We start from the raw sequence: 23,390 nt of genomic DNA on the forward strand, positions 1-23,390 counted from the left end.
GGCTTGCGCGTACACTCCCTCCCATGAGTCTGAGCGCATTCGACCTCTTCACCATCGGTATCGGGCCGTCGAGCTCTCACACGGTGGGGCCGATGCGCGCGGCCTACAGCTTCGTCGCCCGGCTCCGCGACGATTCCCTTCTCGAGCGCACGGCGCGCGTGCGAGTCGATCTCTTCGGGTCGCTCGGGGCCACTGGCCATGGGCACGGCACGATCAAGGCGGTCATTCTCGGTCTCCAGGGTGAGCAGCCCCAACTCGTCGACCCCACCACGGCTGATGCGAAGGCAGAACGCTCCACGACCGAGGGCATCCTGGAACTCGGCGGAACGCATGCAATCGCCTTCTCCTGGCGGGATGACATCGTCATGCACCGCCGCGAACGGCTCAACTTCCACACCAACGGAATGAGGTTCAGCGCGTTCGATTCTGCTGGTACTCCTGTCGAGGTGCGCGAGTACTTCTCGATCGGTGGTGGCTTTGTACTCGACCAGGACGAGGCGGGTACCCGCAGACTCATTCCCGACCCGACACCCGTGGCACACCGGTTCGGCAGCGGCGACGAGCTTCTCGCCCTCTGCGAGGAGACCGGCCTTCGTGTGAGCGACGTGATCCTCGCCAATGAACGGAGCTGGCGGGGCGAAGCCGAGATCCGCAACGGGCTCCTCCACATCTGGGAGGTGATGCAGCAGACCATCGAACGCGGCAGCACCGCTACGGGCATCCTTCCCGGCGGGCTCAGGGTTCGGCGACGCGCAGCGGTGCAGCGCAGCCAGCTCGAGCAGAACCCCAACCCTGACGACCCCCTGCGTGCCATGGAGTGGGTCACCCTCTTCGCCCTCGCAGTGAATGAGGAGAATGCTGCCGGCGGACGCGTCGTGACAGCACCCACCAACGGCGCGGCAGGCATCATCCCGGCGGTGCTGAAGTACTACACGGACTTCGTGCCCGACGCCACCGAAGACGGCGTCGTGCGCTTCCTGCTCACGGCAACCGCGGTCGGAATCCTCTTCAAGGAGAACGCGTCAATCTCCGGCGCAGAGGTCGGCTGCCAGGGCGAGGTGGGCTCAGCCTGCTCGATGGCGGCCGCCGGTCTCACCGAGGTGCTCGGCGGTACACCGCGGCAAGTCGAGATGGCGGCGGAGATCGGCATCGAACACAACCTGGGTCTCACCTGCGACCCGGTCGGTGGCCTTGTGCAGATCCCCTGCATCGAACGGAACGCCGTCGGTGCGATCAAGGCCATCACGGCCGCGCGGATGGCCATTCGCACCGATGGCGCCCACCACGTCTCGCTCGACCAGGCCATTCTCACCATGCGACAGACCGGCGCTGACATGAAAGACAAGTACAAGGAGACCGCGCGGGGCGGGCTGGCCCTGAATGTCGTGGAATGCTGAACAGCTCGACCGGTAAGCAATAGAGTGTTGCCACACGAACAACGCACCGACGCGCTGGCCGCTGCACCCGACAAGCCTCGAGTACGAGCGGACGTGGATGCAGACCATGCGTGGGCAAGAGGGGGGCGTTGGCTGATGGGTCTTCTGCTTTACGGAAGCCCAGGTATCGAGATCAAATTCGATGACCGGGCACTGCAGCACCTCCAGATCGTCATCACCGCGAAGCTTCGCAGGCACGAGAGCTTCGTCTTCTCCTGGAACGACGCCCCCGAGACAGGAAGTGGTCGCAGTTCGATCTGGCTCGACCCCAGCAGCACCCTGTGCTACCGCTATTTCGGGTCGCGGATCCCCTCGATCAACCGGGAGTGGGTCGACGCGTTGATGGAGTCGGCGAACAGTGGCAGTGGCCTGAACTTCCTGCCGGAACCCCCTGCTCACGACACGGGCCACGTCCTGTCGGAGTCAGAGGTGCGTGATCACCACTAGCTCGCTGACGACTGGCACGATCAGGGCTACTGTGCTCCTCCAGCCCTGTTCTGCCGCCGCTTCGCCGCTGCTTCGCCGCCAATCCTCCGCCACAGCGCTCCGGGAGTAGTCTGGCCGCACACGGTCGGAGAACACGATGAACTCAGAAACAGTGGGGGCGGGAACGACTCCCGGGGTGGGGCCAGGGCAGCCGGTCATCGCAGCGCGCGGGCTCGTCAAACGATTCGGTCACGTGGCAGCACTCGACGGCCTCGACCTGAGCGTCGCCCCCGGCGAAGTGCACGGTTTCCTCGGACCGAACGGGTCTGGCAAGTCCACGACCATCCGCATCCTGCTCGGCCTCGCCCGCGCCGACGGTGGCACGGTCGAAGTCTTCGGTGAAGACCCGTGGGCGGCGTCCGTGTCGCTGCATCGCCGGATCGCCTACGTTCCAGGAGATGTCACCCTCTGGCCGAACCTCACCGGCGGCGAGGCGATCGACCTGCTCACCCGCCTGCGCGCCGTTCGTGGGAACAGGCGTGGGCACGGGCGCGAACATGGTTCCACTGAGCGAGGAGCCTCCGACAGTCGTGACACCGTGCGCCGGCGAGATGCCCTCATCGACGCGTTCGATTTCGATCCGGGCAAGAAAGGCCGAGCGTACTCAAAGGGCAACCGGCAGAAGGTCGCCCTGATCGCCGCCTTCGCCACTCCCGCTGAGCTGTACGTTCTCGACGAGCCGACCTCCGGGCTCGACCCGGTGATGGAGTCGGTGTTCGCCCGCGAAGTCACGCGGGTCACGAACGATGGCGCCGCCGTGCTGCTCTCGAGCCACATCCTCTCCGAAGTCGAAGAACTCTGCGACAGGGTCACTATCATCAGGGCAGGTGCGACCGTCGAGACCGGCACTCTGGCTGACCTCCGTCATCTGACGCGCACAGAGGTCTCGTTCTCCTCAGCCGGCATGACGGATGCCCGGCTCGCCACCCTGGCGAACGTGCACGATCTGCGAACCGCCGACGGCCGCGTGTTTCTCACCGTCGACTCGACGCAGCTCGTAGCGGCTCTCCCCCAGCTGGCCGCTCTCGAGGTCACAGGCCTGACGATCGCACCGCCCTCACTCGAGGAACTCTTCCTCCGCCATTACGGCGATGCACCGGATGCACCGGTCGAACTGGCCCAGCCGTGAAGAGCCTCGAACGGCAGCTCGAACGACAGTCCGTTCGCATCCTTCTCGCTCAGAGGCTCAGGCGTGATCGCGCACACCTCATCATCTGGATCGTAGGAATCGGCCTGCTCGCCTACGCCTCGCTTGCCTCCGTCAACACCACGTTCCCGTCGGCAGTGAGCCGTGTAGGCATTCTGCAGGTTGCCACCGCGAATCCTGTTCTCCTCCTGCTCCGTGGGCTTCCCGACGGTATCTCGAACGGCGGATTCGGGTTCTTCGAACTCTTTTCATTCCTGGGCCTTCTGGCCGGCTTCATGAGTACCTTCCTCGTCACGCGCCACACGCGGGCAGAAGAAGAAACAGGTCGCGCCGAACTCATCGGCGCGACCCCTGCGTCGCGCCGCGCTCCCACTCTCGCCACCCTCATCCTCGCGACGAGCGCGAACCTCGTTCTCGGCATCATCGTGGCCGCGGGCTACCTGTCGGCAAGCGGCAACCCTCAGAACGTCGCGAACGCGAGTGACCCGACTGCGACGGGGGCCGCAACTGCGACTGCCACCGCACTCCAGGCGCTGGCCAACTCACTCACATCATCGTCTCCCACGCCGTCGTCAGCGGTCTGGGGGTCGATCCTGGCCGGGGCCAGCGTGGCCGGGGTCGGGCTCACCTCGATGGCTGTGGCGCTCGTCGTCGCCCAGCTCGTCAGCACATCGAGGGGTGCGAACGGCCTCTCGGCAGCTTTCGTCGGCTTCGCCTACCTCGCGGCCGGGATCGGCAACGCGACCGGCGCCGCGTCACCCGACGGCACCGCGGTCGCCGCGGCCTGGCCCGTCTGGCTCTCGCCGATCGGCTGGGGCCAGCAGTCCCACCCGTTCACGCGGCCCACGGGCCTGCCGCTGCTGCTGGATGTCGTCGCGGTAGTAGGCCTGGTCGCCCTCGCGCTCGTCGTGCAGTCATCTCGTGACGTCGGGGCGAGCCTCTTCGCAGCCCGAACCGGTCGCACCACGGCCCGCCGCTGGCTCTCCGGCCCGACTGCCCTGGCCTGGCGCCTGCACTGGCCGACGATCACCGGCTGGGCGCTGGGCTCCGCCGCACTCGGCGCAATCGTCGGCACGCTCGGGCCGGCCATGCTCTCCGCGGTGTCGACAGACTCGTCGATCACTGCCGCGCTGAAGCTCATAGCGCCCGGCGATACGAACGACGTCATGAAGATGTTCATCTCCGCAATCTTCGGCGTCGCCGGCATCCTCGCGGCGGGGAGCGCGATCCAGTCGATCATCCGGTTGCGCCAGGAGGAGGCCAGGGGCACCGCCGAACTCGTGCTTGCTTCGGCTGTCTCACGTGTGCGCTATCTACTGGGCTATCTCGTCGTGGGGTCTGCCGCCGTCGTCATCGTCCTGCTGGCAGCAGCGATTCCGGCCGCCCTGCTGCTCAGCGGTTCCGGGTACCCCGATGCCTGGCAGAGCATCCTCCTCAGTACAGTGGCCCAACTTCCGGTCGCTCTCGTCTATCTCTGCGGCCTCGCAGTGGTCTTCACCCTGCTGCCTCGCGCGACAGCAGCGATCGGCTGGGGCACCCTGACGGCTGGAATCGTCTTCGGCCTGTATGGTGCGGTGCTCGGGCTCCCCGAGTGGTTGCGCAACACCTCGCCCTTCACGCACACCCCTGTGACCACGGGCTCCACCACCGACTGGACGGGCGGTGTCTGGATGCTCGCGCTCTCCCTCCTCTCAGCTCTGGCCGCACTGGCGTTGATGCGCCGCCGCGAGCTGCAGTAGGCACGCGGGCCGCCGTAGTCCCGCCCACTTTCGCGGCCCCGCAAGCTGCAGCAGCTCCAGGGTCACGGTGCCTCCTTTCGGCACGGCCCTGTTACCGTGGAGCCATGCCCGACACCCGACAACCCGGCCTCCTTCTCGTCACCGGCGGCGCCGGTTTCATCGGCTCACAGATCGTGGTGCAGGCGCTCGCTGACGGCTGGCGCCTTCGGGTCCTGGACTCCCTGCGCCCCGACGTACACCCGCCCACCCGCGGCTCCAGCGAGCAGATCGATCCTTCAGTCGAGTTCATTCATGCCGACATCACCGACCCCCAGGCGGTGGCGGATGCCCTGCAGGGCGTCACGGCCGTCTGCCACCAGGCGGCGAAGGTGGGTCTCGGAGTCGACTTCGCCGATGCGCCGGACTACGTGGCCACAAACGAGCTCGGTACCGCTGTGTTGCTCGCCGCAATGGCCCGGCTGGGCATCCATCGACTCGTTCTGGCATCGTCGATGGTCGTCTATGGCGAGGGCAGTTACACGCGGAGTGACCTGACGAGCACTGAAGCAGCCGGCACTGAGGCAGCCGGCACTGAGGCAGCCAGCACTGAGGCAAGCAGTATCACGATCCGCCCGCCGGCTCGACTCGTGGCCGATCTGGAGGCGGGACGTTTCGACCCCATCGACCCCGAGACCGGCCAGCCGCTCCTTCCCGCGCTGATCTACGAAGACGACCCGCTGGACCCCCGCAACGTCTACGCATCAAGCAAGCTCTCGCAGGAGTACCTCGCGGCCTCGTGGTCGCGCACGACCGGTGGTCACGCGATCGCGCTCCGGTACCACAATGTGTATGGCCCCGGTATGCCCCAGAACACTCCCTACGCCGGAGTCGCTTCGCTGTTCCGCTCGGCGATCGAGCGAGGGGAGGCGCCCCAGGTCTTCGAAGACGGGGGCCAGCGACGGGATTTCGTGCACGTCGTCGATGTCGCGCGTGCCAACCTCGCTGCGCTCGCCCGCACGGCCTCTGCCGAGTCTCCCGGATTCAGGGCCTACAACGTCGGCAGCGGAAAGGTTCATACGATCGGCGACCTTGCGGCCGCCCTCAGCCGCAACTCCGGGGGGCTTGCCCCCGTCGTCACCGGGCAGTTCCGGCTCGGCGATGTTCGGCACATCACGGCGTCGTCCGACCGGCTTCAGGTCGAGCTGGGCTGGGTACCCTCGGTCGAGTTCGAGGCGGGTATGACGGAATTCGCGACCGCCCCCCTTCGTGCAGCCGTGCAGCCTCCTGCACCCGAAGCCACAGCCACAGCGCAATCCGAAGCCACTGCGCCCGAAACCACTGCGCCCGAAACCACTGCCCCCGAAGCAACTGCGCACGCCTCGTTTGATGCGCACTCAGCCAGGGTCGACGTCATCTTCCCGTGCCTGAACGAAGCCGCAGCCCTCCCCTGGGTGCTCGGCCGGCTCCCCGAGGGCTACCGCGCGATCGTGGTCGACAACGGGTCCACCGACGGCTCCGCAGACGTCGCACGCGCCCATGGCGCTCTCGTCATCACCGAACCCCGTCGCGGGTTCGGATCAGCTGCCCATGCGGGCCTGCTTGCCGCCACCGCTGAGCTCGTCGCCTTCTGCGACGCCGATGCGTCGATGGATCCGGCAGAGCTTCCCCGGCTGGTGACCCCCATTCTCGAAGGCAGGGCCGACCTGGTGCTCGGGCGCCGCAGGCCAACAGCGCGCGGCTCCTGGCCGTTACACGCCCGGGTCGCGAACCGTGCACTCAGTAGCCTCATCCGGGTGCGTGCAGGCATCCACCTTCACGATCTGGGCCCGCTGCGCGTCGCGCGCCGCGAGCAGTTGCTCGCCCTCGGGCTCGAAGATCGACGAAGCGGCTACCCTCTAGAGATGGTGCTCCGCTCGAACGCGGCAGGTCACACCATCATCGAACTCGACACCTCCTACTCCCCCCGCGTGGGCACCTCCAAGGTCACGGGTACGGTTCGCGGAACCATCAGCGCGATCTCCGACATGTCGGCGCTGCTCGCCCAGGTGAAGAAGCCTCGCTGAGCCAATCCGCGCCCCGCCGCCCCATCCTGCGCTCCCACTCGAGCGCCCGCGCCTCACCTGACCTCCTCCCCTCTGTCGCCAAAGCTGTGCGTTCGCTGAACACACCATCCACCCCCACCCATCCAACCCCCACACGGCTCCGAACAAAGCGTGCAGGGGTGCTGACCGAGTAACTCCTGACACCACACTGAAGCCATCCCGCGCGTTCCCGAACGCGAGAGGACGTTTCCGAGAATGGAGTCGCAGATGCTCACGATCATCGTCATCGCCAAGGAGTGCCTTCCCGGCAGGGTCAAGACCCGGCTCACGCCCGAACTCTCTTTCGAGCAGGCCGCCGCCGTGGCATCCGCGAGCCTTGCTGACACTCTCGACGTGGTGCGCGCTCTGCCCGCGACACGGAGGATTCTGGCCTTCGACGGCCGACCAGCCCATGCACCCGCCGAGGCGCAAGGTTTCGAGATCATTCCCCAGGTCGAAGGCGACCTGTCAGAGAGGCTGGCCGCGATCTTCGACCAGTGCGCTGGCCCAACCCTGCTGGTCGGGATGGACACTCCCCAGGTCGATCGAAGCGTGCTTGAACCGGCCCTCGGCGATTGGAGTGGCGAACTCGACGCCTGGTTCGGTTTCGCGACGGACGGCGGGTTCTGGGCCCTCGCCCTGGCTGAGCCCGACGGTTCCCTGATCCGCGGTGTACCGATGTCGCAGGCGGACACCGGGCGTATACAGCTCGAGCGTCTTCTCGATGCCGGGCTTCGCGTCAAGCTCCTGCCCGTGCTGAGCGACGTCGACACGGTCGGCGACGCCGCAGAGGTGGCAGAGATCGCGCCTGACGGGCGATTCGCCGAGGCTGTCGCCCGAGCATTCGCAGACAACCTGGTCGGCGCACATCGCGCTGCCGCGGCCTGATCGTGAGCACCTCAGCTCCGGCAGCACTCACGCCGACCCACGTGCCCACTTTCGGCTCCGGCGGTGGTGACCCCTATGCGAGAGCGCTCCGAGGCGAGGGACGCCTTCACCTGGTGCGACAGGGAGCCGTCGCTGGAAATGCAGCCACCGCGTCCGCGACTTCGACTGACAACACCACCACAACCACCACCGCCACCACCACAACCCTGGACATCGCCCGCTGGCGGGCAAACGCCGACGCCACCGACATGAGTCTCATCGAAGAGGGCACGGGGCCACTCCTCGATATCGGCTGTGGCCCTGGCCGGATGGTGCGGGCCGCGTCGGGCGTCGGCTACCGCGCCCTCGGCATCGACGTCTCGCAGGCGGCAATCGACCTCGCCTCGAGTTCAGGGGCTTCCGTTCTGAGGGCCAGCGTCTTCGACGAGCTTCCACTCGAAGGCAGATGGATGACCGCCCTCCTCGTCGACGGCAACATCGGCATCGGCGGCGACCCCTCGCGCCTGCTCGCCCGCTGTGCCCAGTTGCTCGCCCCTGCGGGATGTGTGCTCGTCGAGGTGGAGAACGACCATGCTGCCGACAGTCGTTTCGACTGCACGGTGACCAGTGACGACGGGCACACAAGCGACGCGTTCCCCTGGGCCGAGATCGGCAGTCACGCACTCGCTCACCGCTCGGTCGGTGCAGGCCTGCGCATGGTCGAATCGTGGAGCAGAGACGGCCGGACCTTCTGCCGTCTGGCACCCGCGGTCTGATACCCGCGGACTGACAGCCGCAAGCTGATGCCACAGGCTGACTCCCGCAAACTGGGGATCTTCGTAGAATCCCCCGAGATAACCGGCCAATTGCAGTCAATTGACACAGTCGTACGGCACCATGGTGAACTAACGACTCTGTCAAGCAACGATAGTGTCGCGAAAGAATCGACCTGTCACACACCGACGGGTCGATTTCAGCGTCTCACCTGACTGCAGCGAAAGGTTTCTCGGCCGGCCCCCATGACCCACCACGACCAACCGCTGAAGCACAGCCGGCGCGCCCCACAGAATCCTTTCGCCACCGTCGGCAGAATCGCCCTGGCCATCATCGTCGTTCTCGCGGTGAGCTCGACCTCTGTCGCAGCGATCGCCGTCTGGCAGACCGTCGGCCGCATCAAGCCGGGTATCCAGCTGGCCCAGCTTCCCGGTTCCACCGGCGTCGCCGTGCCGAGCGTCGGGGCCATCGAGGGCGAAGTGAACCTGCTTCTCGTGGGCACCGACACCCGAACGAACCAGGGCGGGGCATTCTCCGACTCCGCCAATCAAGACGCGAGTTCGGGTCTCGGCAACAACGACGTCACCATGCTGCTCCACGTCTCGGCCGACCACACGAACGCGACCGTTGTGAGTTTTCCCCGCGACCTGATGGTGCCCGTACCGAAGTGCCCCGACCCGAGCGGCGACGGTTCGAGCGTCGCGGCGACCGACCTCGCGATGTTCAACACCACGCTGTCACGCGGTGGACTCTCCTGCACCGTGCTCACCGTCGAGAAGATGACAGGGCTCACCATTCCCTACGCCGCGGAGATCAGCTTCGACGGCGTCATCGCCATGTCGAACGCCGTCGGCGGAGTAACCGTCTGCCTCGCCACCGACGTCACGGACTCCTTCACCGGCCTCGACCTGAAGGCCGGAAACCAGACCCTCGTCGGCGACCAGGCTCTGGCCTTCGTGCGCAGTCGCCACGGTGTCGGTGACGGCAGCGACCTCGGGCGCATCAGCAACCAGCAGGTGTTCCTCTCGTCCCTGATGCGCAAGATCACGAGCGCCGGTGTGCTCACGAACCCCCTCACGCTCTACTCCCTCGCCAACGCGGCCGTCACGAACATGCAGCTCTCCACGACGCTCACCGACCCGACCGCCATGGTCGCCATCGCACTGGCACTCAAGAACATCAGCCTCAGCAGCATGGTCTTCGTTCAGTACCCCTCAGTGACAGATCCGGATGACGTGAACCGCGTCATCCCGAACAAATCCGCCGCGCTGCTTCTGAATACGGCACTCCAGAAGAACCAGCCGATCTCCCTGACCGGTGGTACCGGTGTGGCTGCAGAAGCCGATCCGTCGACCACGAGCACGCCGACCCCGACGCCGACCACCGCGCCGACCTCGACGGCCGACACCACCGGCACCCCCACAGGCACCGCTTCGCCGACAGACGCACCCACCCCGACGCCGAGCTCCACAATCGTCTCCCTGCCGACATCGGTCAGCGGCCAGACTGCAGCAGAGCAGACCTGCACGGTCGGCAACAACTAGTCTCGCGGTGAGTTCTTCGCGGAACGTCGAGCGTAGACAACGCTCGTGAGCGCTGTCACGACGGCGATCACGACCCACATCACCGCAAGCCTCAGGCCATAGTCCGACGGCAGGATCGTCGGGTTGGCCGTTCCGAGGGTCTTCGCGTAGATCTCGGGTACGACGATGAGCGTGAGAATCGCGCCGACGATGACCGCACTCTGGATGATCAGCAGCACCCCGCGCCACGTCCGGCGCGACCGCGCAGAGAGAGAAGCAGACGCAGTCGCTGGTTTCCGGCCGGCTCGTCGAAACACTACGGCCGCCACCAGCACGAGAGGTGAGAGAACGGCGTCGTGCAGAATGATGGCCCCCAGCATCCAGAGCGCGACCCCGACGATCTGCAGCGGGCTCTGCTTCGAGACCAGCACAACGGCGCCCAGCAGGAGGCCGAGAACCCCGGCCCCGATCAGAACCGACCGGGCGATCGACAGGGCCTTCGAGGGTTTCATCGGCCGCTTCTGCGTCACATCTGCCTCTGCACTCATCGCAGCACCTCCAGTGTGCTCAGCCACTTCGTCTGCAGAACACCGGGCCGCCCGGGGGCGATCATTCGTGCCGGGAAACCATGATCGATGTCGAGGGTCTCGCCGTTCAGTTCGAGGGCGACCAGCGTGCTGGAGTCACTGACGTACTCCGACCCCATCTGGGTCACGCGATACCCGCCTTCCTTTTCGAGGCTCGTGATCCTGAGCGCCCGGCTGCCGGCCGCGGAGTCATTGCCGACCACCTTCGCGACCAGGTCACTGAGGCGCACGCCCCGCCAGGTGGCCATCTGGCTCCACCCCTCCACACACGAGATGGGGAGGTCGACCGTGGTCTGCGGCAGAGCCAACAGCTCGGCGCGAGTGAAGCTGAGGGTCTGCGAGCCGTTCGAGACGCTGAGCGCCCAGTCCGGGTTCATCGCCGTATCGGTGACCTGAGCGGCGGCAGCCGTCCGGTTGATCGGCACGGCCTGCGGCCCGATGCCTTTGACCCGAGGAGCGAAAGCATTGAACGGGCTCAGCCACGCGAACGACTGCCCCGCTGTCAGCACCACGACGGCCGCGACCCCGGTGCCGATCGTCGCGAGAAAAGCTCGGCGCCCGACGGGGTGCGGTTGGTGCGAAGACAAGGCCCCAGAGGATACCGATCCAGAGGATACCGATTCAGGGGATTCTGACCCAGCGGATTCTGATTCAGCGGATGGGGCCGGCCCATCGAGCCACGCGAAGATCCGCCCGGTGACCCCTGAGACGGCACGGGCGCCGGGCACCGCAGCCACACGAGGGGGCAGCGCGTCGATGAGCGGAGCATCCATCGCGGCTTGCTCGTCGACGGTGAACGACAGCTCTGGCGCGTAACCGTCACGCCGCCGCCAGTAACGCGCGATGATCGGCAGCTTGACACCGATGTGAATGGCCAGTGAACCGATGATCACGAACGAGAGCGCGAAGTGCACCTCGCGAAAACCGAACGGCCACGGGTAGAACTGAAAGGTGTTGAGAAGGCCGATCGTGATCTCCACCAGCGACGCACCCACGAAGAGGGCGATGGATGCCCGTTCCAGCACTGACCCGAGGCCAGTGATCGCGGGGGTCTCGAAGAGTTTCGGAAAGACCGTGTACAGCTTCCCGAGAATCAGGGGGAAGCACGCGATTCCTGCGGTGATGTGCAGGCCCTGGCTGAACTGGTAGAGCTGGGCAGGGGTGGTGGCGAAGTGCATCCACGGCAGCGGCTCCTGCAGGAAGTGGCTGTAGAGGCCCGTCGCGAAGCAGATCAGAAAGGCGCTGGCGAGCAGGCGACCGATGACGACAGCCAACCGGGGGTTGCGGGTGGGTGCGGCGACCGCACGTTGCATGTTCAACAGCACCCATCTCATGCACTCTCTTCGGAGCGGCGCCGTGGATCGGTGGGTCGCGCGCGCTTTCGGGCGCAGTCTACGGCAGGTGCGATGATTGCCGGGTGCCGAAACCTGCAGCGGATGTCGTCGTCGAAGGCCTACGATCGACCCGTTCGCGCGCGCTCACCGTCGTTCTCGCACTCGTCCTCGTGGTGATGGCCGCCGCCACGGCGTTGATGGTCGGCACCTTCGGATACTTCGACCCTGCCGCCCCGGCAGGAACGACGGCAGGAGCGACGGCGAACGGGCAGGGCGTGGTCTGGGTGACCGCCGCGCTCTGGGCGCTCTTCGCGGCAGCGCTGGTGTTGGTACGGAAGGTGCCGGCACGCACCGCCATCGTTCTCGTTCTCGCCGGCTCTGCCGTGCTGAGCGGGGCAGCGCTGGCAGGCCCACCGAACACCAGCACTGACTCGGCGCGCTACGCGTGGGACGGAATCGTTCAGAACGAGGGTGTCTCGCCCTACGCCTACACACCGGCAGACGACGCCCTCGCTCCCTTTCGCACATCGTGGCTCTTTCCGCAGGTGGTGCTCGACGATGAGGGCCACCCCCAGTGCGAAGGTCCCCGGATTCAACGCACGATCAGCGTGCCCTCCTTCACCGTTCTCTGTACGGCCATCAACCGCCCACAGGTGCACACGATCTACCCGCCGGTGGCCGAGCTGTACTTCGCCGGGGTCCGGTTCGTTGTCGATCCGTCGGTCGAATACTGGCCGTTCCAGGTCGCCGGAGCACTCATCTCGGTTGCCATCTCAGGTCTTCTGGTGCTGACGATGCTCCGTCGGAGACTGAATCCCCGCTGGGCGGCGATCTGGGCGTGGAGCCCGTTCGTCGCAGCCGAAGCTGTCACCAATTCACACGTCGATGCACTGGCCGCCCTCCTGTTGCTCGCAGCGACTCTTCTGGTTGCCCGATCTGCCCTCGCTGAAAAAGAGAGGCGCGCAAGCGAGTTGGATGCCCGGGGTGGGAGTGTCTCCCCACCGCGGCCAGACGCGCACAGATGGCAGAACTTCGTGCGCAGCTGGCAGGTGATCGCTGGCGGACTGCTGCTCGGGCTCGCCGTCGCTGTCAAGCTGGTGCCTGTCATCGGCGCACCTGCCCTCCTTCGCAGGCACTCGTTCGCCGTGGCCATCCCGGCCGTGCTCGCGTTCGTAGCTGTCTACATCCCCTATGTCGCAGCGACAGGAATCGCGGTGATCGGGTTTCTCCCGGGCTATCTCTCTGAGGAGGGCTACGACGACGGAAGTCGCTTCGCCCTGCTGTCGATCATCCTGCCCGGGCCTGCCGCCCTTGTCATCGCTGCAGTGATACTGCTCGTGACGGCGGTACAGGTCTGGCGTCGTACCGACCCAGCCAACCCGTGGCTCGGGCAGGTCGTGATGATCGGCACCACACTGCTGGTGGTGACGCCGCACTACTCCTGGTACGCCCTGCTGCTCGTACCGTTCATCGCACTCAGTGGGCGCTGGGAGTGGCTCGCCGTACCCGCTGCTCTCACCGCAGGGCTGCTTGTACCGACACTTGCCGTTGCCCGGGTCTCATTCGCACTGGCGATCGCCGTCGTTCTGGCCGGTCTGGCCTACCGGACCTACCGCCAGCGCGTGTATGGCCGCGCGGTTGCGTCCGCGCCGGTTCGGTAGCCCGCAGGGCGCATCGAAACCTCGCGAACCTGAGAGCCAGCTGAGTAGAAAAACCGATACCAACCCGATTCGGGGAGGGAACCGAACTCATAGCGTCAGGCAATCACACCGACAAACCAAGTTCCACTTGGACGCCGGATCTCGTGTGACAGGGCGACTCGTTCGCGCTGCTCCCAACGATATTCGGCGTGCGTGGAACACCTACAGAAACGGAATCTCTCATGCGCAAGCTCACCACCGCTGTTCTGGCCGTCGCCGCAACCGGCGCACTCGCCTTCTCACTCGCCGCCTGCTCATCGACGTCGAGCACGACCAGCACCTCACCCTCGGCGTCGACCTCCTCGACTCCCACCCCGGTCGCCTCGATTCCCGCCCTGAGCGGTGTCGACACCGAGGTCACCGTTGACGCTGGCTTCCTCGCAGCACTCAAGACACTCGGCCTCACGCCGGGCGTGGTGGGAACCGCAACGCTCTCAAACGCCGGAGTGCTCGCCTTCCCGATCACGGGCGGCAACGTGAAGTACTACGACCCGTCGCAGTCCTACCGCCCGTACGTCCAGGGCAGCATCAAGCACGAGGGTTCGGGCCTCAGCCTCTCCGCCGGCGGCACCGAGGTCGACCTGACCAACTTCACGATCGACCCGGGCACCTCGAAGCTCTACGGTGATGTTTCAGCCAACGGCGCTTCCGTCGTCAAGCAGGCCTTCCTGTTCGACCTCGACGGTTCGACGCTGAAGCCCCTGCAGACCGGCCCGAACAACACGGCCATCCTCGAGGGCACCACGGTTCACATCTCCGCTGATGCGGCTGCCCTGCTGAACAAGACCTACAACACCACCGCCGTCAAGGAAGGCCTCCTCGTCGGAGTCGCCAAGATCACGGTCAACACCAAGTAGTCACCCTTCGCAACACTGCAACACTGCACGGCAACACTGCACTGCAGCACTGCATAGCGAAAAGCACTGCACAGTAAAGAAAGAAGGCCTCCCCGCCTGGCGCGGGTGGGCCTTCTTTCGTTAACGGCACAGACTGGTCCGTTCGGGTTGACCATATCTGCAGATTCCGTCGCCAGAGAGAATTCCAGCCGGACTTTTGCTTCATCTGTAAGCAATTCACGGCCAATCTGTTGCGTGACGCTAAGGATTCCCGCGTCTGGATCAGAGGCACTTTCTGGGTGTGTTAAGACTTGATACACAGCAAACACTCCCAGCACCTCTCGAGAAAGAGTCACGCCTATGCCTTCATCACTGAATCGCACACGACTGATCGGGGTGACCGCGGCTCTCGCTGCGTCCGCCTTCGTGCTTGCCGGCTGCTCCGGCGGTTCGAACAGCACGTCGGGAGCGACGGCGAGCTCGATCACCATCGGCACCACCGACAAGATCACCACGCTCGACCCGGCCGGCTCCTACGACAACGGGTCGTTCGCCGTGATGAACCAGGTCTTCCCGTTCCTGATGAACAGCCCCTACGGCAGCCCGGATGTCAAGCCCGACATCGCCGAATCGGCCACTTTCACCTCCCCGACGGAGTACACCGTCAAGCTCAAGAGCGGCCTGAAGTTCGCCAACGGCGACGATCTCACCTCATCTGACGTCAAGTTCAGCTTCGACCGCCAGCTCGCCATCGCCGATGCCAACGGCCCCTCCTCGCTGCTCGGCAACCTCGCAAGCACCGCAGCACCGGATGCCACGACCATCGTGTTCACCCTGAAGCAGCCCAACGACCAGACCTTCGCGCAGGTGCTCTCGAGCCCGGCAGGCCCCATCGTCGACGAGCAGGTCTTCTCCCCCACCGCACTCACCAGCGACCAGGACATCGTCAAGGGCAACGCCTTCGCGGGCCAGTACGTGATCTCGAGCTACGACTTCAACAACACCATCCAGTACAAGGCGAACCCCAACTACCAGGGCCTGCTCGGGCCAGCCAAGACAGCGACGGTCAACGTCAAGTACTACGCAGAGTCGGCGAACCTCAAGCTCGACGTGCAGCAGAACAACATCGACGTGGCATTCCGCAGCCTGTCGGCCACTGACATCGACGACCTCAAGAAGAACACCAAGGTCAAGGTCGTGGACGGCCCCGGCGGCGAGATCCGCTACATCGTCTTCAACTTCAACACGCAGCCCTTCGGTTCGACCACAGCAGAAGCCGATCCTGCGAAGGCGCTCGCTGTTCGCCAGGCCGTCGCCGACCTCATCGACAGGGATGCGATCGCCACGCAGGTCTACAAGGGCACCTACACCCCTCTCTACTCCTACGTTCCCGCAGGGCTCACCGGCGCGACCGATGTGCTGAAGGGCCTCTACGGTGACGGAACGGGCAAGCCGAGTGCAGACAAGGCGAAGTCGACACTCGCTGCAGCCGGCGTCACCGGCAAGGTGACACTGAACCTGCAGTACGCCACCGAGCACTACGGCCCATCATCAGGTGACGAGTACGCACTCATCAAGGACCAGCTGGAATCGAGCGGTCTGTTCACCGTGAACCTCCAGTCGACGGACTACGTGCAGTACTCGAAGGACCGCGTCAAAGACCTGTACCCGGCATACCAGCTCGGCTGGTTCCCGGACTACTCCGACGCAGACAACTACCTGACGCCGTTCTTCTCGAAGGAAAACTTCCTCGCGAACCACTACGACAACACCGCGGTACAAGACGAGATCACCCAGCAGGTGGGCGAGACCGACCAGGCCAAGCGCACCTCTGAGATCGAAGACATCCAGGCCAAGGTCGCGGCCGACCTGTCCACCATCCCGTTCCTGCAGGGTTCGCAGGTGGCCGTCGTCGGCTCGACCGTGAACGGGACCTCCGACACGCTCGACGCCTCGTTCAAGTTCCGTTACGGCGCCCTCTCCAAGGGCTGAGTTGCGGCCTGGCAACAACCGTCTGGTGTGAGTGGGGCGGCCCGATTCCTCGGGTCGCCCCACGATCATGACCAGTCTCATCCGTTCCCGATTCCCGACTTCCCGATTCCCGATTGGCACCGATGACAGCGACCGTATCGACCGTGGGCTCCGAGGCACCCGGCTCCCCCACGCCCGGCACCTCGGCCGTCAGCCCGCGGTCCAAATCAGCGGGTGGTGGGCTCGGGCGCTACATCGTCGTGCGCTTCCTGCTGATCATCCCGACGATCTTCATCCTTGTCACGCTCGTCTTCTTCCTGATGCGCTCGACAGGCGACCCGATCACGGCCGCCCTCGGTGGCCGCCTGAGCGGCGCGCAGCTCCAGGAACGGATCCACGCCGCGGGCTACGACCGGCCCATCCTGGTGCAGTACTTCGAATACCTCGGCCAGATCGTCACCGGCAACTTCGGAACGAGCATCAGCGACAACCGACCGATCACGACAATTCTGCTGACCTATGGCGTCGCCACCCTCGAGCTGGCGTTCTACGCCCTCATCGTCGCCTTCATCGTCGGCATTCCCCTGGGAATGCTCGCGGCCTACCACCGCGACAAGGGACAGGACGCCGCGCTCCGCGTCTTCGCCATCCTCTGCTACGCGACGCCGGTGTTCTTCGCCGGCATCCTTCTCAAACTGGTCTTCTCGGTGTGGCTGAACGTTCTGCCGGTGGCCGGCCGGGCATCCACAAGCTCAGAGCTTGCGATGCAGTTCCTGCCCAACAAGACCGGCATCTACCTGATCGATGCCTTCCAGACCGGTGACCCGGCCGTCATCGCCGACGTTCTGAGCCACGCCGTCCTGCCAGCCATCACCCTCGGACTTCTCACGGCGGGCATCTTTCTCCGGCTGGTTCGAACAAACGTCATCGGAACGCTTTCGACCGACTATGTCGATGCGGCTCGCTCCCGAGGTGTGAGCGAGTACCGGCTCGTGCGAAAGCACGCCTACAAGCCGGCGCTGATCCCGATCATCACCGTGATCGGGCTGCAGATCGCCCTGCTGCTCGGCGGTGCCGTGCTCACCGAGTCGACCTTCGAATGGAAGGGCCTCGGCTTCCAGCTCGCCCAGTACCTTGCGGCGAGAGACTTCGTCGCTGTGCAGGGCATCGTCGCACTGCTGGCGGTGATCGTCGCGCTGACCAACTTCATCGTCGACGTCATCGCCGCGCTGATCGACCCGAGGGTGAGGTACTGACATGAGCACCACCACACCCAGTACCTCGCCCGGCACCACGCCCGGCCGCGCCACACCCGGCTCGACCACAGAACCGCTGCCGCAGAAGCGACGCAAGCAGTCTCTCTTCTCACGCCTGCCCGTGGTGCACCAGCTCCGGCAGAGCGTCGGCCTGCAGCGAGGGATGCTCGTGGCCGGCCTGATTCTCACTGCAGTCTTCATCGTGTGCGCCGTCTTCGCCCAATGGATCGCACCCTACGGTTTCGCGCAACTGAGAGGCCCCGACGGCCCCTTCGGTGCCCAGCTGCCCCCGAGCCCCGAGCACATCTGGGGCACCACGGTGGGTGGGTACGACGTGTTCTCCCGGGTCATCTGGGGAGCGCAGACGGCGCTCGAGGTGATGGTGGTAGCGGTCATCCTCTCGATCTTCGCCGGGGTGCTTCTGGGACTCGTCTCCGGGTACTTCGGCGGCTGGCTCGACCGGATTCTCGTCGTTCTGGCAGACGCGATCTATGCCTTTCCGTCGCTGCTGCTCGCGATCGTGATGTCGATCGTGATCTCCGGAGGCCAGTCGAGCCTGTACGGCGGTATTCTCGCTGCCGCCATCTCGATCACCGTCGTCTACATTCCGCAGTATTTCCGCGTGATCCGCGCGGAGACGGTGCGCATCAAGGGCGAGGCCTTCGTCGAGTCGGCCAAGGTCATGGGCGCTTCGAACACGCGCATCATGGTGCGCCACGTGCTCCGCAACTCCACCAGAACGCTTCCGCTCATCTTCACGCTCAACGCCTCTGAAGCCGTTCTCACACTCGCGGGCCTCGGCTTTCTCGGCTTCGGCATCGAACCGACCTCTGCCGCAGAATGGGGTTACGACCTCAACAAATCGCTCTCTGATGTGACGAGCGGCATCTGGTGGACCGCCGTGTTCCCCGGGCTTGCCATCGTGCTGTCGGTGCTCGGCGTCACGCTCGTCGGCGAAAGCCTGAACGACCTGGCCGACCCGCGCCTCCGCGGTCGCCGTGCCGTGGCCGCTGCCGCCGGCGACATCGCCCAGACCTCGGTCGTTCCCGGAGGTCCGCTCGAAGCGGGCCCCGGCGGGCTCAGCGGGCTCGAGGGCGGCGGCGCTTTCGACGACAACGCCGAAGCAGTGCACGTCGACGATGGGCGGGAGTCATGAACACGCGAAACACCCAGCTGCACGACATGCAGGTGCACGACACGCAGAACCAACCCGTCGTCGACATCCGCGACCTCGAGGTCTCGTTTGCAACCGACGCCGGTGCCATCAAGGCCGTCGACGGAGTGAGTCTCTCGGTCGCAGCCGGCGAGGTGCTCGCGATCGTGGGCGAAAGTGGCTCCGGCAAGACCGTCACGGCGAAGACGATCCTCGGCCTTCTCCCGGAGACCGCCACTGCGCGGGGTGCCGTCATCCTCGCCCGTCGCGCCAGCAACAACAACGGCGACAACAACAGCACTGCCGGCGTCACGAACGACGTGATCACCCTGTCGAAGAAACAGTTGCGGGGCATCCGTGGTTCTGACGCCGCCATGGTCTTCCAGGAGCCCTCGACCGCACTCAACCCTGTGTACACCGTCGGCTGGCAGATCGCCGAGGGCCTCCGGGCGCACGGAAAGTACTCTCACGCTGAGGCGAAGGCGAAGGCCATCGAGATTCTCGGTCGGGTCGGAATCCCCGACCCAGAGACGAGAGTGAACTACTACCCCCACCAATTCTCGGGAGGCCAGAAGCAGCGCGTCGTGATCGCGCAGGCGCTTGTGCTCGAACCGGGGCTCATCGTCGCTGATGAACCGACAACGGCTCTGGATGTGACGGTACAGGCCGAGATCCTCGACCTCCTGCGCCGGTGCCGTGACGAGTTCGGCACCGCGATCGTGCTCATCACCCACAACATGGGTGTCGTGGCCGACCTCGCTGACCGTGTGGCAGTCATGTACCAGGGCAAAGTCGTCGAAGAGGCCGATGCCGTCACGTTGTTCTCGAACCCGAAGAATGACTACACGAAGGCACTGCTGGCCTCGGTGCCCCACGTCGGGCAGGGTGCCCTGCAGACGGCAGAACGAGCATCTTCCCGCCTGGCCGATTGGCAGGATGCCACACCCGTCGTGGTTGCAGACCAGCTCCGCATCCAGTACCCCGGGCGGCTCGGCCGAGGCGGTTTCGTCGCCGTCGATGGAGTGAGCTTTGAGATCCGCGCAGGGGAGGTGCTCGGCTTGGTCGGCGAGAGCGGATCGGGAAAGACCACCATCGGCCGCGCCATCGCCGGTCTCACCAGGGTCACCGGTGGGTCGCTCACCGTGCTTGGCCACGAGATGAACGGCGTTCGGGAACGAACGTTCAAGAAGTCACGGCGCGACATCGGGTTCGTCTTCCAGGACCCGGCATCGAGCTTCAACCCGCTGCTCACCATTGCCGAATGCGTCGCTGAACCCTTGATCGTGCACGGCGTGGCTCGCAACCCCAGCTCTGCCCGCAGACGTGTCGACGAACTCCTCGAGGCGGTGCAGCTGCCGAAGGCCTTCGGCGATCGCTACCCGCACGAGTTGAGCGGCGGCCAGCGACAGCGGGCCAGCCTTGCGCGCGCCCTGGCACTCGAACCGACGCTGTTGATCGCCGACGAACCCACCTCGGCACTCGATGTCTCAGTGCAGGCCAGGGTGCTCGAACTCTTCGCCGAGCTGCAACGCGAATTCGGGTTCGCTGCGCTGTTCATCAGCCACGACCTGGCCGTCGTCGACCTGCTCGCCGACCGGATCGCCGTACTCTACAAGGGCAAGCTGGTCGAAGAGGGAACCGGAGCAGAAGTACTCGGTGCCCCCCAGCATCCATACACCCAGCGCCTTCTCGCGTCCCTGCCCGTTCCCGACCCGATCGAGCAGGCCAGGCGTCGGGATGCCCTGCGAGCCCTGCGCGCAGCAGAGTAGCGGGCGGGGCCTATCGAAGGCGGTGCTTATCGAAAGGCGGTGCGCATCAAAAGGCGGTGCGCATCGAAAGGCGGTGCCGAATGGCGGTGCTGAAAGGCGGTGCTGAATGGCGGGCAGCATATGGGTCAGAATGTAAGGGCGAACACCCACTCTGAACGCAGAAACGAGAAGTTCCGTGAGTAGCAGTCCCGGCATTGACAACTCGACGAGCAAGCGCGTGCAGCTCGGTTCACCCGGCGCGTACTTCGAAGCGTACGTCGTGACGCCCGCCCTCCCTTCCAAGCAGATCAAGGGCGCGGTCATCGTCATCCACGAGGTGTGGGGTCTCGTCGATCACATCGAAAGCATCGCCGACCGGTATGCCGCAGCAGGCTACATCGCGCTGGCTCCCGACCTGATGGGTACCCTGGCGGTGAGCGCCGAAGACGCCTCCGTTCTGCAGCAGCAGTTGTTCGCAGAAGACCCCGAGGTACGCACAGCGGCCCAGCCACGACTACGTGAATTGATGGCCCCCGTCGCCGTTCCGGAGTTCGCCGCCTCGGCCATCACGAAGCTCGTGCACTGCGTCGACTTCCTCGAGGCGCTGGACGGCGTCGACGGCCGCATCGGCGTCACCGGCTTCTGCTTCGGAGGCAGTTACGCGTTCAGCCTCGCGGTCGCCGATTCGAGGGTCCGGGCATCCGTGCCGTTCTATGGCTACGCCAACTTCACCAACGAGCTGCTCAGCGAGATCGACTGCCCTGTGCTCTACTTCGTCGGCGAAGACGACCACGCGCTGTTCTCTGCGCTGCCGGCACTCACCACGCAGATGAGGGAGTCCGGTGTGGATTTCGAGGCCGTCAGCTACCCCGGTGCGGCACATGCATTCTTCAACGACTCCAACCCGGCCGCCTATCGGGCTGACGCAGCCAGCGACTCGTGGGCGAAGACCCTGGGGTTCTTCGCTGCACATCTCCCCCCGACAGCGTGAAGTGCCGCGATGCCCGGCCGAATTGAACACCAGCCAGACGCCCACGGCGACCGCTGGCCGGAATCACAGTCGCAATCCCAGTCGCAATCCCAATCGCAATCCCAGTCGCAATCCCAGCCAGAATCCCAGCCAGAACCGCGGCACACCGACCCGCGCCGGGCATGGCACTCCGCCAGGAGACTTCTCGGCAAGACGCTGAAACCGCCCGTGCCCCTCGACCCCGACGCGGCCGGAATCGCAGCGACGACGAAAGACACGGCGATCCTCACGATGCTCCGCACTCTCGGAGTAGCGATGCTCGCCTCAAGCCAGGCCACCAACGACGTCGAATCGACGCTGTATGAGATCGCCGCGACGTACAAGCTGACGGGCATCCGGATCGCCGTGTTGCCCACCATGGTCATCCTGCAGCTCGATGCCATCGCCGGGCCTGGAGAAAGCCCGGTGACGGGATCGATCTCGCTCGAGACCGGGGCACAGCGCATCGTGCTCGGCCACACCGATTCACGCCACCAGCGCGGTACCGTTTCTGGTGCTCCTTCGCCCAATCGCGGTGTGCCCAGACCCGGTGTGCCCGGCCCCGGTTTGCCCGGCCCCGGTGTGCCCAGACCCTATGCGCCCAGACCCAGCCCCGGCGAGCCAGGGATCGCGCGCGCGGGCCGCACCGACCTCGACACCGTCTCGACGGTTTCGATCCGGCTCGACCAGGCCGCAGCGATCGAGCGGCTGGTCAACGATGCCCGCAGGGGCACCCTGAATCCCGCCGACGCTCTCGACCGCCTCGCTGCAATCAGGGCAGCACCCCCGCGCTTCGGGCCGTGGATGACCGTGCTGGGCCACACCGTGCTCTGTGTCGGTTTCGGGCTGACCTTGAATCCCACCCTCGCCGCCCTGCCCGCCTACGTTCTGCTGGGTGCACTGGTCGGAGTGCTTCTGTTGCTCGGCCGACGCCTGCCGACCCTGGCGAGCGCGATGCCGGTGTTCGCGGCCTTCATCGTCACCGTCGTCACCTCTCTCTTTCTCGCGAATGCCGTCGGCGACGACCCGCTGAAGCTGATCGCCCCGGCGCTGGTGAGTTTTCTGCCGGGGCTCACACTCACGGTGGCGTCGATCGAGCTCACCAGCAATCAGATCATCGCCGGGGCGAGTCGGATCGTCTACGGTGTGGCGCAGTTGCTCCTGCTTGCATTCGGTGTGATCGCCGGGCTCACGGTGACAGGCAACGTCACCGTGTCGACGACGGGCCAGACTCTGGGCTGGTGGGCACCGCTGGTCGGTGTAGCGTTCGTGGCGGTGGGATTCCTGCTGTTCCTCTCGGCACCTCCCCGCGCTCTGCTCTGGATCGTCGTCGCACTGTTCGCGTCGTATGGTGCCCAGGCCCTCGGGGCCCTCGTCATCGGGCCCGAGCTGGCAGGATTCGTCGGGGCGCTCGTCGTCGTGCCGCTCAGCCGCTTCTTCGCGCAGTTCAGAACGGCGCCGCCGGCGACCGTCATGATGCTGGCCTCGTTCTGGCTGCTGGTGCCCGGCGCCCTGGGATTCATCGGGATCAATGAGGCCGCAGCGCAGACGGCCGTGAGCGGGGCCGCAGCCAGCGTCTCCACCCTCGTCACGACGGGGCTGTCGTTGTTCTCCATCGCCCTCGGCATCCTCGTGGGCACCGGCCTCACCCGCGACTTCGACAAGGCGAAGCGCCGCCGAGGCTAGCCCTGGGGGGTGAGCCGCAGAATCACTCAGTCAGGCATAATCCTTCAGTCAGGCAGAATCACTCAGTCAGGCAGAATC

Annotated in this window: 17 protein-coding genes and 2 pseudogenes; 17 read left to right on the top strand and 2 right to left on the bottom strand. The window is 65.6% G+C overall.

Features of this window, described 5'->3' with window-relative positions:
- The first annotated feature begins 23 nt into the window (after positions 1-23).
- The 9 genes and pseudogenes from KPL76_RS14355 (at position 24) to KPL76_RS14390 (ending at position 10,053) form a co-directional block, all read left to right on the top strand.
- Positions 24-1,397 carry an L-serine ammonia-lyase gene (locus tag KPL76_RS14355; protein ID WP_216334246.1) on the top strand — a complete coding sequence of 458 codons (1,374 nt, stop codon included), beginning with the start codon at positions 24-26 and terminating at the stop codon, positions 1,395-1,397.
- 135 nt (positions 1,398-1,532) lie between these two features.
- Positions 1,533-1,883, top strand: a complete 351-nt coding sequence (locus KPL76_RS14360) for an ATP-dependent DNA ligase (RefSeq protein WP_216334247.1) — start codon at positions 1,533-1,535, stop codon at positions 1,881-1,883.
- Between the two features lie 136 nt (positions 1,884-2,019).
- On the top strand, positions 2,020-3,051 hold the full coding sequence (locus KPL76_RS14365; RefSeq protein WP_216334248.1) for an ABC transporter ATP-binding protein: 1,032 nt from the start codon (positions 2,020-2,022) through the stop codon (positions 3,049-3,051).
- Positions 3,048-4,808 (top strand): ABC transporter permease, encoded by a 1,761-nt coding sequence (locus tag KPL76_RS14370; protein ID WP_216334250.1) that lies wholly within the window; start codon positions 3,048-3,050, stop codon positions 4,806-4,808. The genes KPL76_RS14365 and KPL76_RS14370 overlap by 4 nt, the downstream gene beginning before the upstream one ends.
- A gap of 104 nt (positions 4,809-4,912) precedes the next feature.
- A pseudogene (locus KPL76_RS14375) lies at positions 4,913-6,064 on the top strand (NAD-dependent epimerase/dehydratase family protein); the annotation flags it as partial.
- A gap of 144 nt (positions 6,065-6,208) precedes the next feature.
- A pseudogene (locus tag KPL76_RS14830) lies at positions 6,209-6,850 on the top strand (glycosyltransferase family 2 protein); the annotation flags it as partial.
- Positions 6,851-7,096: 246 nt separating this feature from the next.
- A complete protein-coding gene (locus KPL76_RS14380; RefSeq protein WP_216334253.1) occupies positions 7,097-7,756 on the top strand; it encodes a DUF2064 domain-containing protein in 660 nt (219 codons plus the stop codon).
- A 2-nt stretch (positions 7,757-7,758) separates the two neighbouring features.
- Positions 7,759-8,511 carry a bifunctional 2-polyprenyl-6-hydroxyphenol methylase/3-demethylubiquinol 3-O-methyltransferase UbiG gene (locus KPL76_RS14385; RefSeq protein ID WP_253202069.1) on the top strand — a complete coding sequence of 251 codons (753 nt, stop codon included), beginning with the start codon at positions 7,759-7,761 and terminating at the stop codon, positions 8,509-8,511.
- A 243-nt stretch (positions 8,512-8,754) separates the two neighbouring features.
- On the top strand, positions 8,755-10,053 hold the full coding sequence (locus tag KPL76_RS14390; protein WP_216334254.1) for an LCP family protein: 1,299 nt from the start codon (positions 8,755-8,757) through the stop codon (positions 10,051-10,053).
- Here the strand turns inward: KPL76_RS14390 and KPL76_RS14395 are convergent.
- Entirely contained in the window at positions 10,050-10,580 is a 531-nt protein-coding gene (locus KPL76_RS14395; RefSeq protein ID WP_253202070.1) for a hypothetical protein, read from the bottom strand. The two genes, KPL76_RS14390 and KPL76_RS14395, sit on opposite strands and share 4 nt — an antisense overlap.
- Entirely contained in the window at positions 10,577-11,953 is a 1,377-nt protein-coding gene (locus KPL76_RS14400) for a molybdopterin-dependent oxidoreductase (RefSeq protein WP_216334255.1), read from the bottom strand. The genes KPL76_RS14395 and KPL76_RS14400 overlap by 4 nt, the downstream gene beginning before the upstream one ends.
- Positions 11,954-12,036: 83 nt before the next feature.
- Between KPL76_RS14400 and KPL76_RS14405 the strand changes: the two genes are divergently transcribed.
- From KPL76_RS14405 to KPL76_RS14440, 8 genes are all read left to right on the top strand, one after another.
- Positions 12,037-13,614, top strand: coding sequence for a glycosyltransferase 87 family protein (locus KPL76_RS14405; protein ID WP_216334256.1), 1,578 nt, complete (start codon positions 12,037-12,039; stop codon positions 13,612-13,614).
- Between the two features lie 221 nt (positions 13,615-13,835).
- A complete protein-coding gene (locus tag KPL76_RS14410) occupies positions 13,836-14,510 on the top strand; it encodes a hypothetical protein (RefSeq protein WP_216334257.1) in 675 nt (224 codons plus the stop codon).
- A 339-nt stretch (positions 14,511-14,849) separates the two neighbouring features.
- A complete protein-coding gene (locus KPL76_RS14415; RefSeq protein WP_216334258.1) occupies positions 14,850-16,481 on the top strand; it encodes an ABC transporter substrate-binding protein in 1,632 nt (543 codons plus the stop codon).
- Between the two features lie 122 nt (positions 16,482-16,603).
- A complete protein-coding gene (locus tag KPL76_RS14420) occupies positions 16,604-17,716 on the top strand; it encodes an ABC transporter permease (RefSeq protein ID WP_216334259.1) in 1,113 nt (370 codons plus the stop codon).
- 163 nt (positions 17,717-17,879) lie between these two features.
- Positions 17,880-18,872, top strand: coding sequence for an ABC transporter permease (locus tag KPL76_RS14425; protein WP_371733967.1), 993 nt, complete (start codon positions 17,880-17,882; stop codon positions 18,870-18,872).
- A 26-nt stretch (positions 18,873-18,898) separates the two neighbouring features.
- The gene (locus KPL76_RS14430; RefSeq protein WP_216336559.1) at positions 18,899-20,638 is read left to right on the top strand and encodes an ABC transporter ATP-binding protein; all 1,740 of its coding nucleotides are present in this window, start codon (positions 18,899-18,901) and stop codon (positions 20,636-20,638) included.
- A 175-nt stretch (positions 20,639-20,813) separates the two neighbouring features.
- Positions 20,814-21,608 carry a dienelactone hydrolase family protein gene (locus tag KPL76_RS14435; RefSeq protein ID WP_253202071.1) on the top strand — a complete coding sequence of 265 codons (795 nt, stop codon included), beginning with the start codon at positions 20,814-20,816 and terminating at the stop codon, positions 21,606-21,608.
- Between the two features lie 9 nt (positions 21,609-21,617).
- Positions 21,618-23,312 (top strand): threonine/serine exporter ThrE family protein, encoded by a 1,695-nt coding sequence (locus tag KPL76_RS14440; RefSeq protein WP_216334261.1) that lies wholly within the window; start codon positions 21,618-21,620, stop codon positions 23,310-23,312.
- The last annotated feature ends 78 nt before the right edge of the window (positions 23,313-23,390 follow it).

This window comes from Subtercola sp. PAMC28395, from assembly GCF_018889995.1.
Taxonomy (GTDB): domain Bacteria; phylum Actinomycetota; class Actinomycetes; order Actinomycetales; family Microbacteriaceae; genus Subtercola.